At 67.6% G+C, this 17,877-nt stretch carries 17 protein-coding genes and 1 riboswitch; of the genes, 12 read left to right on the plus strand and 5 right to left on the minus strand.

The window, feature by feature from the left end; genetic code table 11:
- Positions 1–131 precede the first annotated feature (131 nt).
- Positions 132–878 (plus strand): N-formylglutamate amidohydrolase, encoded by a 747-nt coding sequence (locus K368_RS0113785; protein ID WP_027172922.1) that lies wholly within the window; start codon positions 132–134, stop codon positions 876–878.
- A gap of 90 nt (positions 879–968) precedes the next feature.
- Here the strand turns inward: K368_RS0113785 and K368_RS0113790 are convergent, their stop codons facing one another.
- Entirely contained in the window at positions 969–1,241 is a 273-nt protein-coding gene (locus K368_RS0113790) for a hypothetical protein (protein ID WP_027172923.1), read from the minus strand.
- A 355-nt stretch (positions 1,242–1,596) separates the two neighbouring features.
- On the opposite strand from K368_RS0113790, the gene K368_RS0113795 reads away from it, so the two are divergent.
- The 5 genes from K368_RS0113795 to K368_RS0113815 all read left to right on the plus strand — a co-directional run bounded on the left by K368_RS0113795 (position 1,597) and on the right by K368_RS0113815 (position 4,739).
- The gene (locus tag K368_RS0113795) at positions 1,597–1,905 is read left to right on the plus strand and encodes a DUF1244 domain-containing protein (RefSeq protein WP_027172924.1); all 309 of its coding nucleotides are present in this window, start codon (positions 1,597–1,599) and stop codon (positions 1,903–1,905) included.
- A gap of 82 nt (positions 1,906–1,987) precedes the next feature.
- Positions 1,988–2,254, plus strand: a complete 267-nt coding sequence (locus tag K368_RS0113800) for a DUF2312 domain-containing protein (RefSeq protein WP_018044356.1) — start codon at positions 1,988–1,990, stop codon at positions 2,252–2,254.
- Between the two features lie 58 nt (positions 2,255–2,312).
- Entirely contained in the window at positions 2,313–3,059 is a 747-nt protein-coding gene (locus tag K368_RS0113805) for a response regulator transcription factor (protein ID WP_027172925.1), read from the plus strand.
- Entirely contained in the window at positions 3,056–4,378 is a 1,323-nt protein-coding gene (locus tag K368_RS0113810) for an ATP-binding protein (protein ID WP_027172926.1), read from the plus strand. The genes K368_RS0113805 and K368_RS0113810 overlap by 4 nt, the downstream gene beginning before the upstream one ends.
- 106 nt (positions 4,379–4,484) lie before the next feature.
- On the plus strand, positions 4,485–4,739 hold the full coding sequence (locus tag K368_RS0113815) for a hypothetical protein (protein WP_027172927.1): 255 nt from the start codon (positions 4,485–4,487) through the stop codon (positions 4,737–4,739).
- 37 nt (positions 4,740–4,776) lie between these two features.
- Here K368_RS0113815 and K368_RS0113820 read toward each other — a convergent pair whose 3' ends face one another.
- The 4 genes from K368_RS0113820 to K368_RS0113835 all read right to left on the minus strand — a co-directional run bounded on the left by K368_RS0113820 (position 4,777) and on the right by K368_RS0113835 (position 11,831).
- On the minus strand, positions 4,777–6,117 hold the full coding sequence (locus K368_RS0113820) for a voltage-gated chloride channel family protein (protein WP_197031017.1): 1,341 nt from the start codon (positions 6,115–6,117) through the stop codon (positions 4,777–4,779).
- A gap of 25 nt (positions 6,118–6,142) precedes the next feature.
- Positions 6,143–6,214: riboswitch (Fluoride riboswitch) on the minus strand.
- 80 nt (positions 6,215–6,294) lie between these two features.
- Complete coding sequence (locus tag K368_RS0113825) at positions 6,295–7,830, minus strand: DUF882 domain-containing protein (protein ID WP_027172929.1); 1,536 nt, start codon at positions 7,828–7,830, stop codon at positions 6,295–6,297.
- 223 nt (positions 7,831–8,053) lie between these two features.
- Entirely contained in the window at positions 8,054–10,156 is a 2,103-nt protein-coding gene (locus K368_RS0113830) for a L,D-transpeptidase family protein (RefSeq protein WP_027172930.1), read from the minus strand.
- A 181-nt stretch (positions 10,157–10,337) separates the two neighbouring features.
- On the minus strand, positions 10,338–11,831 hold the full coding sequence (locus tag K368_RS0113835) for a sigma-54 dependent transcriptional regulator (RefSeq protein WP_027172931.1): 1,494 nt from the start codon (positions 11,829–11,831) through the stop codon (positions 10,338–10,340).
- 293 nt (positions 11,832–12,124) lie between these two features.
- On the opposite strand from K368_RS0113835, the gene K368_RS0113840 reads away from it, so the two are divergent.
- The 6 genes from K368_RS0113840 (at position 12,125) to K368_RS0113865 (ending at position 17,869) form a co-directional block, all read left to right on the plus strand.
- Entirely contained in the window at positions 12,125–14,014 is a 1,890-nt protein-coding gene (locus K368_RS0113840) for a M3 family oligoendopeptidase (RefSeq protein ID WP_027172932.1), read from the plus strand.
- Positions 14,015–14,074: 60 nt separating this feature from the next.
- Positions 14,075–14,299: an AbrB family transcriptional regulator gene (locus K368_RS0113845; RefSeq protein WP_027172933.1), complete on the plus strand. Its 225-nt coding sequence runs from the start codon at positions 14,075–14,077 to the stop codon at positions 14,297–14,299.
- Entirely contained in the window at positions 14,296–14,682 is a 387-nt protein-coding gene (locus tag K368_RS0113850) for a type II toxin-antitoxin system death-on-curing family toxin (protein WP_027172934.1), read from the plus strand. Before K368_RS0113845 ends, K368_RS0113850 begins: the two co-directional genes overlap by 4 nt.
- Before the next feature lie 121 nt (positions 14,683–14,803).
- Positions 14,804–16,168, plus strand: coding sequence for an AarF/ABC1/UbiB kinase family protein (locus tag K368_RS0113855; protein ID WP_027172935.1), 1,365 nt, complete (start codon positions 14,804–14,806; stop codon positions 16,166–16,168).
- 170 nt (positions 16,169–16,338) lie between these two features.
- Positions 16,339–16,632, plus strand: a complete 294-nt coding sequence (locus K368_RS0113860; protein ID WP_027172936.1) for an aa3-type cytochrome c oxidase subunit IV — start codon at positions 16,339–16,341, stop codon at positions 16,630–16,632.
- A gap of 94 nt (positions 16,633–16,726) precedes the next feature.
- Positions 16,727–17,869, plus strand: a complete 1,143-nt coding sequence (locus tag K368_RS0113865) for a Re/Si-specific NAD(P)(+) transhydrogenase subunit alpha (protein ID WP_027172937.1) — start codon at positions 16,727–16,729, stop codon at positions 17,867–17,869.
- Positions 17,870–17,877: the final 8 nt, after the last annotated feature.

Here is a 17,877-nt window from a genome sequence, read left to right on the forward strand (position 1 = left end):
GCGATCGCCTATACGTGCTGTGCCCGAGCCCTGCCGCCTCGGCAAGCGTACGATGGCGCGACCGGCGGCGTGTTTCCTGCCTGCCCAGGGGGATTTTCTCCCGATCGGCCCCGAAGGACCGTGCCCGCCTCATGTTTCCGCCGCATCCCGTCGAGACGATCCCAGGCAATCCCGCATCCGGCCTCCTTCTCATCTGCGAGCACGCCTCGAATCACGTTCCAGAGGATCTGGCGCAGCTGGGCGTTCCGGAACGGGAATTCGAGCGTCACATTGCCTACGATATCGGCGCGGCCGAAGTGACGCGGCGTCTGGCGGCGCATCTCGGTGCGCCGGCCGTCCTCACACGGTTCTCGCGCCTTGTCATCGACCCCAACCGGGGACGCGAGGACCCGACCCTGGTCATGCGCCTGTCGGATGGTGCCGTGGTGCCGGGCAACGCCCGCATCGACGAGGCCGGCAAGGACGAGCGTATCAGACGATTCTACGTGCCGTTCGACGAAGCGGTGAATGCAGCCGTCGCGCAGGCCACGGAGGCGGGCGCACCGCCCATCATCGTCACCATGCACAGCTTCACCGCGTCCTGGCGCGGCTACCTGCGGCCCTGGCACGTGGGTATCCTGTGGGATGGGGACGACCGGATGAGCGCGCCCCTCATCGCAGGCTTGCGCGCCGATCCCGCCGGTTTGACGGTGGGCGACAACGAGCCTTATGGCGGCGGCCTGCCGGGGGATACGATCGACCGCCACGCCATCGCGCGCGGCCTGCCCAACGCCCTCGTGGAGATCCGACAGGATCTGATCGCCCTGGAGCCGGGCCAGATCGAGTGGGCGGCACGATTCGCCAAGCTTCTGCACCCACTGATGCCGAAAGCCGGCTGACTTTCACCCTGCGGCGACGAGACGAGTGCGCGCACGAAAAAACGGCGGAGCTCACGCCCCGCCGCCTTCGTCATCGCCGTGGTGCCGGGCTCAGCGGGGGCCGCCGGACGTACGGCCATACTGCCAGACCGGGAAGCTGTTCTGCTCGGCATTGCCTTCCCGAGCGGAGTCGCTGTCGCGCCGGCTGACGACGGAGCCCGTGGTCAGATCGTCATCGACGGCGACCTGACGACCGGCATAGCCGGGAGCCACCTGGGCCGAGATACCGGCAGGAGCCGTGTAGCTTTGGGCAAGAGCGGGAGAAGCAACGGCGGCCGCACTCAAAACGACGGCAGCGATGGCGGAAGCAAGACGGGTATTCATGACTGAGTCCTAATAAGTTTCGCGGTCTCCGTCATAGGGCGGTGGGCCGTGATTTCTTGTGTAGGCCTGATGTAGGACGACCACCGTCGCAATGTCGTGCGGTTTGGCACCCCAAGCACGAGGCGACTGGCCAGCACCGATGAGAGGCCTTGTCCTGCACGGGATGCACGAAGCCCGGAGCAGGGACGGCCCCGGCCATCGACAGCACGCGCTTCACGCGGCTGGTGACGCCATGGTGCCGGTTCGAGGGCAAAGATCGCCCCCCCGCACGGAAATAGGACCGCAGGTGAGCGATGGTGTATTCTGCAGCGGACACAGCGGCGCCCGACCGCAATCGCCTTCAGAGGATTTCACGATGACCGAGATCGACCCCGCCACCCGGACCGAACTCGAAGCCGCGGTCTTCCGACGCTTGGTGGCGCATCTCCAGAAGCGCGGCGACGTCCAGAACATCGACCTCATGAACATGGCCGGCTTCTGCCGGAACTGCCTGTCGAACTGGATGAAGGACGCTGCCGACGAGCGCGGCCTCAGCCTCACCAAGGACGAGACCCGTGAGCGCGTCTACGGAATGCCCTATGAGGAATGGAAGCGGCTGAACCAGGCCGAGGCCTCGCCCGAGCAACAGGCGGCCTTCGCGACGGCGCAAGCCGAGCCGCACTAAGCTTCCGGTAAGCGTGATCGCTTAACCAGCCTCCTCCGGCGCATCCGACCCGATGCGCGTCAGATCAGGAATTGAGACGCTCATGGCCGCTTCCGCCGCACCCGCCGTCGATGCCTCCTCGGTTGCCGCCGACCAGCTCAAGAGCTTCATCGAGCGCATCGAGCGCCTGGAGGAGGAGAAGGCCGGCCTCGCCGGCGACATCAAGGACGTCTATGCCGAGGCCAAGGGCACCGGCTTCGACGTGAAGGCCCTGCGCAAGATCATCTCCCTGCGCAAGAAGGACCATGCCGAGCGCCAGGAGGAAGAGGCGATCCTGGAACTCTACATGCAGGCCCTCGGCATGGTGTAGGCCGACATCGCGGCGTGCCGGCCCATCCTCTCGAGCGCAGGGCAGGGCGATAGCGACGATGCCTCAGCTCCTCGACACGCCTTCCCTCGCCGGCACAACTCACATCCTCCTCGTGGAGGATGACGACGGCATGCGGATGCTCGTCACCCGCATGCTGCGGGAGAACGGCTACCGCGTCACCGGGTGCCGCAACGGCAGGGAGATGTGGCGGCTCCTGCCGGAGGGCGGCATCGATCTCGTTCTCCTCGACGTGATGCTGCCCGGCGCCTCCGGCATCGATCTCCTGCGGAACCTGCGCGCGAAGAGCACGGTTCCGGTCATCATGGTCAGCGCCCGCAACGAGGAGGCGGACCGCGTGCTCGGCCTCGAGTTCGGGGCGGACGATTACGTGGCAAAGCCCTTCGGCCGGCCCGAACTGCTTGCCCGGATCCGCGCGGTTCTCCGGCGCTCCGGGATCGCCGCCACCACTCCGGATGCGTCCCGGAGCGAGAGCCTGGGCTTCGACGGCTGGCGTCTCGACCTGCGCAGCCGCTCGCTCCGCGACCCCGAAGGCGCGGGCGTCGACCTGTCCGGGGCGGAATACGACCTGCTCCTTGTGTTCCTCGACCATCCGAACCGCGTCCTCGGCCGCGAGCAGATCCTGGAACTGTCCCGCGCCCGCCTCGGCTCGCCGTCGGACCGCAGCGTCGACACGCTGGTCAGCCGGCTTCGGCGAAAGCTGGAGCCGCCGGATGGCCAGACCGCGATCATCAAGACGGTCCGTGGCTCCGGCTATATCTTCAGCGCGACGGTCGAGCGGGCGTGAGGCGCCTGCTCGCCCTGGCGCGCAGCTTTGAGGCACGCACCATGGCCGTGCTGCTCGTGGCCATCGTCGTCGTCCATGCCGGCGCATTGCTGCTCTATCGTCAATCGGCGGTCGCGGCCGCCGACGAGGCCTTCGCACAGCAGCTCGCCACTCAGCTCGCTCTAGCGCGGGAGGGCCTGATCCGGCGGCCGGTGACGGAGCGCGACACGGAGGCGAGGGCATTGTCCTCGCCGCATTTCGAGATCGGATGGTCGAAAGCCCCTGCGATCCGCCCGCCGGAGCGCGACGATCCCGTCCTCTGGTCGCTCCGGTCCCGTATCCTGACCCTCCAGCCGGGGCTCGGATCCGGGCTCGTCCTCGCCATGGGCGAGGGGGAGGATGCGCTGCACGCACAGGATTTGAGCGGGACGCTCTCCCTGCCGGATGGCGGCACGCTCACCTTCCGATCCGCCCATGCCCCGAACCTGGCCCGCCTGGGGGCCTGGGCTTTCGTCTCGACGGCGGTGGCGATCCTCGTCGGCCTCGCCGCCGTGCTGCTGGTGCACCGGATCGCCAAGCCCTTGCGCCGCCTCACCCGTGCCACGGAAGCGATCGGCAACGGCCCCGTAGTCGCCGTTCCGGAGGCCGGCCCGGACGAAACGCGCGGGATCGCCCGCGCGCTCAATGCCATGCAGCAGCGCATCCATGGTCTGGTCTTCGAACGGACTCAGGCGCTTGCGGCCGTATCGCACGATCTGCGCACGCCCATCGCCCGGCTGCGCCTGCGCATCGAGCGCCTGACTGACGCCGATGAGGGGCAGGCCATGTCCGGGGACCTCGACGAGATGCAGGCCATGATCGACTCGACGCTGGCTTATCTGCGCGGCGATACGGACCCGGAGCCGCGCCGGATCACCAACGTGGCGAGCCTCGCGATGAGCGTCGCCAATGCCGCCGCCGATGCCGGCAGGCCCGTGACGTATGACGGCCCCGGCAGGGCGCTGTCGGAGATCCGACCCGTCTCCCTGCGCCGGGCACTGGAGAACCTCGTCGACAACGCCGTGCGCTATGGCGATCGGGCCGGCATGACCCTGGAGGTCCGCGAGGACGCGATCGTCCTGAGAATCGAGGATGACGGCCCCGGTATCGTCCCCCAGGACGTGGAGGGCGCCTTCGCGCCGTTCACGCGCCTGGAGGCTTCGCGGAATCGTCATACCGGTGGTACCGGCCTCGGCCTCACCATCGCCCGGCGCGCGATCCAGGCCGATTGCGGCAGCCTCACCCTGACCAACAGGGCGGAGGGCGGGTTGCGGGCCGAGCTGATCCTGCCGCGAGCGTAGGCCCGAGACACACTTCGTCACGAACGGGGCGCGCGGGCGTCAAACGGCTTCGCCATCTCCTGGATCGACGCGGCGGAGCAGCCGCGCAACCACGGAGACACCGACCATGACACGCTTCGCGCGCAGCCTCGCCGCCACCGGCATCCTCTTCGGCCTCGCGGCGCCGGCCCTGGCCATCGATGGGCACGGCAACGCCAGCAACCCCTCCGTCTCGGCTCCGAACACCGGTACCGTGTCGGGCGGCCCGGCCCATCGCGACGATCCGCGCGAGCGGGAATCGAAGGAGGTCGGGCGCGATGGGAAGCCGCTGCATTCCGACAAGGATGGCCACGCCCACGGCCACAGCCACGACAAGAAGTGACAACGGGGCGGGAGGTGCGTGGCCGCCTCCCGCCGCTTCACCGCCGGGTCCGCGCCTCGCGCAGGGTGGAACCCGGCTCGACGGTTCCGCCCTTCGAGACGGCGATGCGCTGCGACAGGTAGATGCCGTGATGGCCCGAACAGGCATAGGCGGCAAAGCAAGCGACCGCCATGGCGACGCCGTGCGTCGCCCCGAACAGTTCGATCCCCATCAGCGTGCAGGCGAGCGGCGTATTGGCGGCGCCCGCGAACACCGCCACGAAGCCCAGCGCCGCCATCAGGTCGAGGGGCGCCCCCATCAGACCGCCAAGGATGTTGCCGAGGGCCGCACCGATGAAGAACAGCGGCGTCACCTCGCCGCCCTTGAAGCCCGAGGCCAGGGTGACGACGGTGAAGAGGATCTTCCAGGCCCACGCCCAGGGATGGACCTCCGGGCCGAAGAAGCTCGCGATGCTCAGGCCCGCCGCATCCGGCGCGGTGACGCCGAGGCCGAGATAGTCACGGGTGCCCAGCGCGTAGACGAGGCCGATCACCGCCAGGCCGCCGATGACGGGACGCAGGGGAGCGTAGGGGATCAGGCGCTTCAACCACCCGCCGAGGATGTGGTTCGCCTCGGCGAAGACGAGGGCCACGAGCCCGCAGGCGACGCCCGCAGCGGCGACTTTAGCCAGCAGGATCGGATCGAGGGCGATGGGGCCGGTCGCATCCGCCAGATAGGCGATGCGGAACAGCGAATGGTGGATGCCCCAGGCCTGGCAGGCCCAGTCGCCGATGACGGCCGCGAACAGGCAGGGGATCAGAGCAGCATATTCCACCCGGCCGATGGCCAATACCTCGAGGGCGAAGACGGCCCCGGCGATGGGCGTGCCGAACACCGCGCCGAATCCCGCCGCCACGCCCGCCATGAGCACGATGCGCGTGCCCGCCGGATCGAGCCTGGCCAGCCGTCCGATGGCGCTGGCGAGGCTGGCGCCGAGCTGCACCGCCGTGCCTTCCCGGCCGGCGGACCCGCCGAAGAGATGGGTCACCACGGTCCCGAGAAAGATCAGGGGCGCCATGCGCAGGGGAACGCCGCCACCAGGCTCATGGATCTGATCGACGACGAGGTTGTTGCCGCCCTCCACACCGCGCCCGACGCGGTGGTAGAGCAGGCCGACGGCAAAGCCGCCCACCGGCAGGAGGAACAGCAGCCAGGGATGCGCGAACCGAGCGTTCGTGGCGACGTCGAGGCACCAGAGAAAAGCCGCGCAGAGGGAGCCCACCACGGCGGCCATCGGCACGAGGATCACCGCCCAGCGGGCGAACGCGATCGCCCAGGCTATGCGGACCATCGTGGCGCGCTTGAGGTCGGCTAATCGGTTCCTGAGAGAGACAGGCATGGTTCCACCGTCTTGCTGCGTGGCAAAAGGGTTAGGAATCATCAGCCCTTATGGCGGTTCGGCTTAGCGCCCGGCAGAATCCATTGCCGTTCGGCATTCGTGTCGCGGCGCAGAGGGAACGTCAAGTCGAAGATGGGGCTCCGCGCCGACGATGTAGCAGATCATGATCGCGGAGCTTCAGCGCCCCGCAGCCACCGCGCGGGTGGACGAGCCGGTGAAGCGTGCGGCGGTGAGATCGTCGCCGGGGCTGCGTCCCGAGAAACGGCTGCGCACGCCGCTCTCCGCCTGGGCGACGAGGCCGGCCGGCGCTGCATCGGCGCGGGCACGGGCCGGGGCGACGTGAACGGGCGAGGCCCGGCTGGCCGGCGCGGTCTCCGCAGCGGCCACCTCGAACAGGGCGCGCAGCTGCGTGCGTGCATCGGCATCGGCGGCGACGGGCCGGGCGAAACGGGTGGGCGTCCCGGTGACGGGGGGCGTCGCGGCCATCCCGGTGGGCGCGAGGCTCGCCACCTGAATGACGGGACGCGGCGGCGGCAAAGGCATGGTGAGGGCGGCGGCCACGGCCGCGAATTCCGATGGCCGGCGCGGCGGCAGCGGCACGTCGATCGAACTCGATTCCGCCTCGGCGGCGATCGCCGGCTTGGAGACGTCCTGGGTCAGGAGGCTCTGGGCATCGCGTCCGTCACGGCGCAGGAGAGCACCCTTGAGGGCATCGGACGCGGCCGGAGCGGCATAGGCCAGGGCCTCGCGGGTGCCGGTTTGGTCGTCCGGATCGGCGCTGGCCACGAGGACGCTGGGCTTCGCACGGGCGCGGGCCGGAGCTTCCGCCTGAGCGGCGGGCGCCTTCGCGCCGCCGCCGAAGAGACTGGCGAAGAAGCCCTTGATGCTCGGGCCGTCATCTTCGTCCATCATCGCGACCTGGGTCACTCCGAGCACGGTGCCGCCGCGGGCGAGTACCTCCGCGCGGGCGAGCTCGTAGCCGGGCAGGGGGCGGTTGTCGGCGGGCAGATGCACGGTCTTGCCATCGGGAAACAGGCGGGCCAGCTGGTCGTGGCTCATGCGCGGCCAGGAGCGGACGGAGCCGACGTCGAGATGGACGAAGGGCGAGCCGGCATGGGGATACCAGCCGACACCGCCGCGCTGCATCCGCATGCCGACCGCGCGCAGCTGGTCGATTGAGACATCCGGCAGGTAGAAATCCATCGCCTTGCCGAGCATGTGCTGGCTGTACTCGGCCACCGCGCGCGACCGGCGGCGCAGCATGGCGTTGGTGCCGGGCGAACGATAGGCCGAGACCACGGTGATCGGCTCCTGCGAGCCCACCGACCGGTAGGCCTCCCACACCGTATCGAACAGGCGGGGGTCCATCTTGGTGGGCTCGTCCATGCGCCAGTCGCGCAGCATCCAGTTGAGCTGCTCCAACGCCGCCCGGTCATAGCGCCCGTCACGCTTGAACGTGATCGTGGCGCTCTCCTTCGTATGGGTATGGTAGATCGAGAGAGTGCGGGTATCGCCGTTGGCGACTGCATCCTGCGTCCCTCGCGTGCCCGCGCCGAGCGCCAGGGCGATGCCCGACGCCGCGATGATCGAACGGCGTAGGCGGGGATGGGAGAAGGCGTCGCGTAGATAGCCCCGAAGGCGGGAGATCGGCTGAGTGGATCGGTCGGCCGGCCGGGCCTCTTCACGCAGCGGAATGCCCACGATCGTCCTCACCTCTGCCAGACCACGCGTTGTCGCGTGGATCATGGTGAACGCAAGGTTACCGAAAACCGTAAACGGACAGTTATCGGATCCTCAGCCATTCGCCGGTCGGCAAAACGGCTAGGTTTGAACCGTGGCGAAATCGTGCCGGCCCACCGGCAGGATTGAGCATCGGCAAGAGCGGCGTCGCACATTCCTCGCTGCGTGACATTCGCGCAACGACAATGACTGGGCGCTACCACCAGCCGCGGGAGACCGGCGCCGGGGCCGGGGCCGGCCCCCAAGGATCGACGGGGGCCGCCTCGGCGGACCTGGCGCCCGGCGCCCTGACCGCCCGCGCGGGATTGGCGCCGGAAGGGGCAGGGTGCGACGCGGCGCGGCGAATCTCGGACGAAAGCCCGGCCGCGCTCGGTGCCGGAGCGGTCGGCCGCACCGCGACCTTGGCCGGCGCTTTCACCGGCGCCTTGGCGACGAGCAGGCTGCCCGGTGCGAGGCCGAGGGCGATCTTCATCCGCACATCGTGACCGTAGAGATCCGAAAACGAGCGGAGAGACCCGCGCTCGTCCGCATCGAGGGTGAAATAGGCCAGGTGAACCGGCAGCTTCTCGGGCAGGCGGATGGTGCGCTCGCCCTTGCCGATGAGCTTCTTCAGCCGCTCGCTCGACCACGCTTCGGGCAGGACCGAATCGGCGAACCGGAACGGGTCGTCCACACGTACGCAGCCATGGCTCATCGCCCGCTGTGAGGCGGAGAACAGCGAACGGTTCGGCGTGTCGTGGAGATAGACGGCATGGTTGTTGGGGAACAGGAACTTGATGAATCCGAGCGCATTCCGCTCGCCCGGCGGCTGGCGCACCGAGATGTTGCCGTTGCGATAGACGACCTCGTAGCCGCGACGGGCCGCGTAGTTCGGGTCGCGGGCCAGGGCGGGCAGGAACTCGTTCTTGAGGATCGAAGGCGGTACGTTCCAGGACGGATTGACGACGGCGTATTCCATCATCCCGGAAAAGACCGGCGTCGGCGTCTCGGCCTTGCCGACGATGACACGGGTCTCGTCGCGCTGCGTGCCGTTGCGGACCACCCGCAGGCGGAATTCGGGGATGTTGACCAGGACGTAGTCACGACCGAGATCGCCCGGCAGCCAGCGCCAACGCTCCATGTTGACGAGGACGGTCGCCTCCTCGTCGCCGACGCGCGAGGAAGCCTCGGCCCGGCCCAGGGCGGTGACGGTCTGCGGCGTGAGCGTGCCGGTGGCCGGCAGGCCACGGCCGCGCTGGAACTTCGCCACGGCCGCGGACACGTTCGCATCGAACGCATCCGGCTCACCGGAGGCGGCGTCGAGGGTGCCGGCGGTCCGGGTCGGCAAGCCGAAATGGCGGCGCAGCGCGGGGACGCGGGGGTCGTGCATGCCGACTTTGAGCACCGGCCCGGCGGGAATCGTGAGGGGCGACACCGCCATGGGCGCGCCGTGGAGATTGCGCAGGCTGGCGAGCCGGGCCTTCAGGGCGAGGTAGCCGGCCTGCGCAGGGTTGTAGCCCTGCAGCACGGTGCCGGCTTGAGGCCCGGCGCTGGCGACGCGTGTCAGAACGGCATCCGCTCCGGGAACATCCAGGGTGGGCGTGATCAGGCGGGAAATGGCGGACAGGTTGATGCGCGCCCCGCGTGCGTCCTTGGCGTAGAGCACGATCGCCGCGGAGAGTTTTAGTTCGATCTCGGCGGTCTGGGCCTCGGTCAAACCCTGCGTGCCGATGACGGGCACCGGATAGGCCTGGACGTTGAGGCCGTCCTCGGCCGCGAGGGAAAGACGGGACGCGGCAGCCTTTGCCGCGGGGGTGAAGCCGCCATCGACGACCCAGACCGGCTTGAAGGCCCCGAGCCCATAGAAGGCCTGCATCGCCTCCCGGTCCTTGGTGCTCAGGCGTGCGAGGAGAGGGGCCGGATCGGCAAGGCGGGCAGCGAGGGCTGCCCCCATCGGATCGGTCGGTACCGGAGCGGCCGCCACAGCGCCGGCGGCTTCGGAGCCGACCTCGGCACCGGCCGATGAGCCCTCGGCATTCGTGGTTTCCGCCTTGCCCGTGTCGAGCGGGCTCGCAGGGGCTTGGACGTCCCCTCCCGCCGCACCAGGCTTCGCGAGGTCGGGGGAGGGCAATACCGGCGCGGAGATCGCCCCGGTTGCCACCGTGTCGCCTTGCCCCTGCTCGGGCGAGGCCGACGGTGCGGCAGCGCTCTGCACGACTGAAGGAGCCGGATCGAGCCGGGGCTCGGCCTGTGCCGCGTAGCCGACACAACCCGCCATCAAGGCAGCCAGTGCAACCGATGCGGAGCGCGAAGCGCCCATGATGAAACTCCCGGAACCGGCCGTAACGGCCGTGTTTGAGCTCAAAACAATCGCTGCTTGCGCCACCGCTTGCAACGGCGTGCGGGCAACAGTGGATGTCCGGCATGCGCCGGAGGCTGGAAATGCAGTGCCGTGACGCACATCCCGATCGACAGGATGCGAAGGGGACGCCCCCCGCGTCTCAGGCAGCGGCTTCGTCGCCCTTCTCGTCGCCGTCGAGACCGAGATCCTTCAGCTTGCGGTAGAGGGTCGAGCGACCGATACCGAGGCGCCTCGACACTTCGGACATGCGACCCCGGTAGTATTGCAGGGCGAAGCGGATGATCTCCGCCTCCAGCGCATCCATCGGCTTCATCTCGCCGGATTCCTCGGTGACGAGGGTCATAGCGTGGGGGTCGCGGACCTCCACGCGGACGATCTCGCGCACCGGCTCCGGTGTCCCGGCATGGACGATGGGCTGGACCGGAGCGGCGGGAATGCGCACGTCGAACCCTTCGACCTGGGCGGCGATCTGCGGGAACTCGGCCACGGTGAGCTCGTCGCTATCGGCGAGCACCACCGCGCGGAACAGGGCGTTTTCGAGCTGGCGGACATTGCCGGGCCAGCCGTAGCGGCTGAGCAGGGACATCGCCTCCGGCGTGATCGCACGAACACGCTTGCCCTCCTCAGCCGCGAAGCGCGCACAGAACGAGCGCACCAGATCCGGGATATCCTCGCGGCGCGCCCGGAGGGGGGGCAGGGTCATCGGGAAGACGTTGAGACGGTAATACAGGTCTTCGCGGAAGCGGCCCTGCTTCACGAGGTCGAGGAGCGAACGGTTCGTAGCCGAGATGAGCCGGATGTCGATACGGACACTGCGCTTGGCGCCCACCGGATCGACTTCCCCCTCCTGCAGGGCGCGCAGAAGCTTCACCTGGGCATCGAGGGGCAGTTCACCGATCTCGTCGAGGAACAGCGTACCGCCCGACGCCTCGACGAACTTGCCCACATGTCGCTCGGTGGCGCCGGTGAACGCGCCCTTCTCGTGCCCGAACAGGGTCGATTCGACGAGGTTGTCGGGAATCGCCCCGCAATTGACCGTGACGAAGGCCTTGCCGCGCCGGTCGCCCGACCCTTGGATCGCGCGCGCCAGCACCTCCTTGCCGACACCGGACTCACCCTCGATCAGCACCGGGATGTTGGACTTGGCCGAACGCTCGGCCAGCCGGATCACGCGCTCCATGTCGGGGCTGCGCGAGGACAGGTCCTTGAAGGTGAGCGAGCCGGAGGCGCGCCGCCGCATGCGCCGGACCTCCTCCTCGAGTTGGTCGACCTTGAGGGCGTTCTTGATGGAAACCTGAAGCCGTTCGGCACCGGCGGGCTTCACCACGAAATCGGTGGCACCCGCTCGCATGGCGTTGACCACGGCATCGATGGAGCCATTGGACGTCTGGACGATGACGGGGGTGTCGAGACCCAACTGGCGCATCTGGGCCATGACGGCGAGACCATCGAGGCCGCCGGGCATCACCAGATCGAGGAGTACGACATCGATGGGTTCGCCCGAACGCATCACGGACAACCCGTCCTCACCGCTCTCGGCGACCTTCACTTCGAAGCCGAGACGACGCACCATCGCTTCGGCGAGCCGGCGCTGGACGGGATCGTCGTCGACGATGAGGATCGTTGTCGACATGCGGAGAGCCTCGACCGTGTGCTGAGAAAGGCGATCGTCCCAGGGATATCATCCTGCGAGTCGGCCACCGGTGTTTCGTTTCGATCCGTAGGTTGAGCGAAGAGCGTAAAGCTGCGCTTAACGACGATCCCACTTTCTTCTTTACGGGTCCACTCCCCGGGCGAGGCGGGGCGAGCGAGGACAATGCCGGAGATTCGTTGCGGCCGAATGGGCCGAGTCGGTTGATCGCAGGGCCTTACCGCTCGATATCAGCGGAAACGGCTGGGAAACGCCGCTTCAGGATCAAAGACACCATGTCGAGTCGTGCCGTCGTCCATGCCAGCCTCTCAAGCGCCGCCCGGATGCCGGCCGGGCAACGATCGGAAGGAACGAACGTCGCGCGGGCAGCCGCTCTCGCCCTCGATCTTGGCTCGCTTCCCGAATGGGATCTGAGCGACCTCTATTCCGGGATCGATTCGCCGGACTTTCGCGCCGACCTGGTCCGGGCGGAAGGCGAATGCAGCGCCTTTTCGGAGCGCTATGGCGGCGCCATCGCCGAGATCGCCGGCGGATCCGACGCGTCCGCACGCCTCGCCGAGGCGGTGGCGGCGTATGAGGCGATCGAAGACCGGCTCGGCCGTCTGATGTCCTTCGCCGGCCTGGTTTACTCTGGCGACACCACGGACGAGCGACGCCAGAAGTTCTACGGCGACACCCAGGAACGCCTGACCACGGCCTCTGGCCACCTGCTTTTCTTCGCCCTTGAGATCAATCGGGTCGACGACGCCGTGATGGACGCCGCCATGGCGGATGGGCCCCTTGCGCATTACCGCCCCTGGATCGAGGATCTGCGCCGCGAGAAGCCGTATCAACTCGACGACCGCACCGAGAAGCTTTTCTTGGAAAAGTCGGTGACCGGGCGCTCCGCCTGGAACCGGCTGTTCGACGGCACGATCGCGTCCCTGCGCTTCCCGCTGCAGGGCGAGATGCTCACCCTCGAGCCAACGCTCAACAAGCTGCAGGACCCGGACGGGGCGGTCCGCAAGGAAGCGGCTGGGGCCCTTGGCGACGTGTTCCGTGCCAATCTGCGGACCTTCGCCCTCATCACCAACACCCTGGCCAAGGACAAGGAGATTTCCGACCGCTGGCGCGGCTTCACGGACGTCGCCGACGACCGGCACCTCTCAAACCGGGTGGAGCCCGAGGTGGTGGCGGCCCTGGTGGACGCCGTCCAGGCCGCCTATCCGCGCCTGTCGCACCGCTACTACAGGCTGAAGGCCAAGTGGTTCGGAGTCGATGTCCTGCCCTATTGGGACCGCAACGCGCCGCTGCCGCGGGTCGAGCAGCGCACCATTCCTTGGGCCGAGGCGCGCGACATGGTGCTCGACGCCTATGGCGCGTTCTCGCCGCGCATGGCCGACATCGCCAAGACTTTCTTCGACCGCCGCTGGATCGATGCGCCGACGCGGCCGGGCAAGGCGCCGGGCGCCTTCGCCCATCCCACTGTGCCCTCGGCGCATCCCTATGTGCTGGTGAACTACCAGGGCAAGCCGCGGGACGTGATGACCTTGGCTCACGAGCTCGGCCACGGGGTGCATCAGGTTCTCGCATCACATAACGGTGCGCTGATGGCGCCGACGCCCCTGACGCTGGCCGAGACCGCGAGCGTGTTCGGCGAGATGCTCACGTTCCGGCGCCTGCTCGCCGCCACCACCGATACCGTCCAGCGCCGGGCGATGCTGGCCGCCAAGGTCGAGGACATGATCAACACGGTGGTGCGCCAGATCGCGTTCTACCTGTTCGAGCGGAAGGTCCACCTCGCTCGCGCCGAAGGCGAGCTCACTGCCGAGCAGATCAACGGCCTCTGGATGTCGGTGCAGGCGGAGAGCTTCGGCCCTGCGATCTCGCTCGATGCCGGCTACGAGCCGTTCTGGGCCTATATCCCGCACTTCATCCACTCGCCGTTCTACGTCTACGCCTACGCGTTCGGCGACTGCCTCGTGAACTCGCTCTACGGCGTCTATGCCAATGCCGAAGAGGGTTTCGTGGACCGCTACTTCGCGCTGCTCTCGGCCGGCGGGGCCAAGCCCTACGGCGAACTCCTCGCCCCCTTCGGCCTCAATGCCAGCGACCCCGCCTTCTGGCAGATCGGCCTCAACATGATCGAGGGGATGATCGTCGAACTGGAGGCGATGGAAGGGTAACGCTCCTTTGCGCCGGCAGCCTTTCGTTGTACATAACGTACAACGAAAGGCTGGACCGTCATGAAGCTCGAAGTCAAGAAGATCGGCAATTCCACCGGGCTCATCCTGCCGCGGGAATTGCTGGGTAAGCTGAACCTCTCACAGGGTGATTGGCTTTCTGTGACGGAGAACGCGGATGGCTCAGTGCGGCTTTCGCCCCTCGATCCGACTTTCGAGAAGGGGATGGAAATCGCCGAGAAGGCGATGAAGACCTACCGCAACGCGCTTTCCGAACTCGCGAAATGACGACGGTCGTCTGGCTGACGAGCGATCTCGTCCAGGCCATCCACGCCCGTCAGCTCAAGTTGTTCGGGGGCCCGCCAGGGTTGCGGGACGAAGGAGCGCTCGAATCGGCTCTCGGCCGGCCCATGAACCGGGCAGCCTACGGCGAGGTGGATTTGGCCGAATTGGCCGCTGCCTGTGCCTTCGGCATCGCGAAGAACCATCCCTTCATCGACGGAAACAAGCGTGCGGCACTGCTCGCGCTCGTAACGTTTCTAGGCCTCAACGGGATCGATTTCCTCGCGGACGAGGCAGAGGCCGTCGTCATGATCCGGAACCTCGCCGCAAGCGAGATCGACGAGGACGGCCTCACGCGCTGGATCCGCGACAACTGGCCGGCGGCGTAACCCCTTCCGCGACCCAAGTTCCGAAACCCAACTTCCGCGACCCATGGGCCCATGGCCCTGGTACCCTAGGGGAAGGAGCCTATCTCGTGGTGACACCTCTTCGTCGCGCAGAATGGACCCGATGGCCGATCACGACAACGAAGCCAACCGCTTCTCGGCGCGCGCCAGCCGCTATGCCCGTGTCGGCGCCAACGTCGGGGGTGTCGCCGCGCGGATGGCGGGCGCCAAGCTGTTCGGAAAGGGAGAGACGCCGACAAACGCGGCCGCCCTGGCCCAGGCGCTCGGCGGGCTGAAAGGCCCGATCATGAAGGTGGCGCAGCTCCTAGCCACCGTGCCGGACCTGTTGCCGCCGGAATATGCCACCGAGCTCCAGAAACTCCAGGCCGATGCACCGCCGATGGGCGCGGCCTTCGTCAAGCGCCGGATGATGGCCGAGCTTGGGTCGGACTGGCAGTCCCGCTTTCGAAGCTTCGACCTGAAGCCCGCCGCCGCCGCCTCCCTCGGTCAGGTCCATCGTGCGACCGGCCTCGACGGGACGCTCTTCGCCTGCAAGCTCCAGTATCCCGACATGCAATCGGCCGTAGAGGCCGACCTGAAGCAGCTCGAAGTCGCCTTCGCCCTGCACCGTCGCCTCAGTTCCTGGCTCGACACCCGCGAGATCGCCAAGGAGATCGGTGCCCGCGTGCGCGAGGAGCTGGATTACGAGCGGGAGGCCAAGCACGCCGCCCTCTACGGGGCCGTCCTGCAGGACATCGCCGAGGTGAGGGTGCCCGCGATCCACACGGACCTCTCGACCAAGCGACTCCTCACCCTCGGCTGGCTCGAAGGGGACAGGATCCTCAGCTTCTCGGATCAGCCCCTCGAAATCCGCAACCGTCTGGCGCGGGCGATGTTCAAGGCGTGGTGGCACCCGTTCAGTCGGGCCGCCGTGATCCACGGCGATCCGCATCTCGGCAACTACACGGTCTTCTCCGATGACGGCGAGGCGCGCGGGATCAATCTGCTCGATTACGGCTGCGTCCGCATCTTCCACCCCCGCTTCGTCGGCGGCGTGGTCGATCTCTATCGCGGTCTCCTGGAGAACGACAACGCCCGGATCGTCCACGCTTACGAGGTGTGGGGGTTCAAGAATCTGAACAAGGAGCTGATCGAGATCCTCAACATCTGGGCGCGGTTCATCTACGGGCCGATCCTGGAGGATCGTACCAGGACGGTAGCGGATGGCGTGAAGCCAGGCGAGTATGGCCGGCGCCAGGCCTTCGAGGTGCATCAGGCCCTCAAGCAGCGCGGGCCCGTGACCGTGCCGCAGGAATTCGTCTTCATGGACCGCGCGGCCGTGGGGCTCGGCGCGGTGTTCCTGCACCTGCGCTCCGAGCTGAACTACCATCGCCTGTTCGAGGCCGAGATCGAGCGCTTCTCTCTCGAGACCCTGACCGAACGGCAGGGCGCGGCGCTGGCGGCGGCAGGACTTCCCTCTCCCGAATAATCCGCAGGATTCCCGACCTGCGCATGACAAGCGGGGATCGACTGTCATTCTCCGGGATAAAACCAGCTTTCCATATTTTCGCGAGTCGGTATCTCGATTGCGAGCGACAGAGGCATGCGCTAAATCCGCTTGGAACCAATCAAGATGATACCCAAGGGGACGACGACAAGATGGCCGATGCGAAGACCGTGACCGGCGTACGTTACAGCCCGGCGATGGACGAGAAGACCCATGAACAGACCTACCGTGGGTTTGTCAGGTTCGTGGAAATCGGCACCTTCGTGGTGATCTGCTGGGTGCTCGCTTTGGCCGTGGGTGGCATTCGCGAGGCTTGGCTGACCGCCATCTTCGGCGTCATGCTGTCGGGTGTGGCGGGCACGGTGGGCGCGCTGTCGCCTGTCGTCGGCTGGAAGGCTCCCGCTGCGGTCGCCGTTCTCCTGCTTCTGTACCTCTTCTTCGCGTGACGTAGCCACGGACCGCTGGTATACCAGAGGTCCGGGCTCTATATTCCTGCTAAGCTACGGCGATCACGAACGATCGCCGAGGGGGAACTCCTGAATGCGCATCGCTGTATTGACAGAGTCGGACCCCGCCGAGCCGCGGGTCGCGGCGGTGCCCGAGACGATCAAGAAGTTCAAAGGCCTCGGGGCCGATGTGACGATCCAATCAGGGGCCGGCCTCAAGGCCGGCGTTCCCGATGCGGATTACGAGGCAGCGGGCGCCACCATCGCCGCCTCGGCGGCAGAGACCGCGACGGATGCTGACCTCATCCTCAAGGTTCGCCGTCCGAACGAGGACGAGCTCAAGCTCTTGAAGACCGGCGCCACCGTCGTCGCCATCATGGATCCCTACGGCAACGAGGCCGCACTGAAGACCATGGCGGATGCGGGGATCAGCGCCTTTTCCATGGAGCTGATGCCGCGTATCACCCGCGCGCAGGTGATGGACGTGCTCTCCTCCCAGGCCAACCTCGCCGGCTATCGCGCCGTGATCGATGGCGCCGCCGAGTATGGCCGCGCCATGCCGATGATGATGACGGCCGCGGGCACCGTTCCCGCCGCCCGCGTCTTCGTGATGGGCGTCGGCGTCGCCGGCCTCCAGGCCATCGCCACCGCCCGCCGCATGGGCGCCGTGGTGACCGCCACCGACGTGCGGCCCGCCACCAAGGAACAGGTCGAATCCCTCGGCGCCAAGTTCGTGGCGGTGGAGGACGACGAGTTCAAGCAGGCCGAGACCTCCGGCGGCTATGCCAAGGAGATGTCGGCGGAATACCAGAAGAAACAGGCCGAGCTGGTGGCGACTCACATCGCCAAGCAGGACATCGTCATCACCACGGCGCTCATCCCCGGCCGCCCCGCTCCGAAGCTCGTCTCGGAGGCGATGGTCGCCTCGATGAAGCCCGGCTCGGTGCTCATCGATCTCGCAGTCGAGCGCGGCGGAAACGTCGCCGGTGCCAAGGCCGGTGAGATCGTCACCACCGAGAACGGGGTCAAGATCGTCGGCCACGTCAACGTCGCCGGCCGCCTCGCGGCAACCGCGTCGAGCCTCTACGCCCGCAACCTGTTCGCCTTCGTCGAGACCCTGATCGACAAGGAATCGAAGGCCCTCGCCGTCAAGTGGGACGACGAACTGGTGAAGGCGACGAACCTCACGCGGGACGGACAGGTGGTCCACCCGTCCTTCCAGTCCACAGCAGCCTGATCGCGACG

It is taken from the genome of Methylobacterium sp. 10 (assembly GCF_000519085.1).
Taxonomy (GTDB): domain Bacteria; phylum Pseudomonadota; class Alphaproteobacteria; order Rhizobiales; family Beijerinckiaceae; genus Methylobacterium.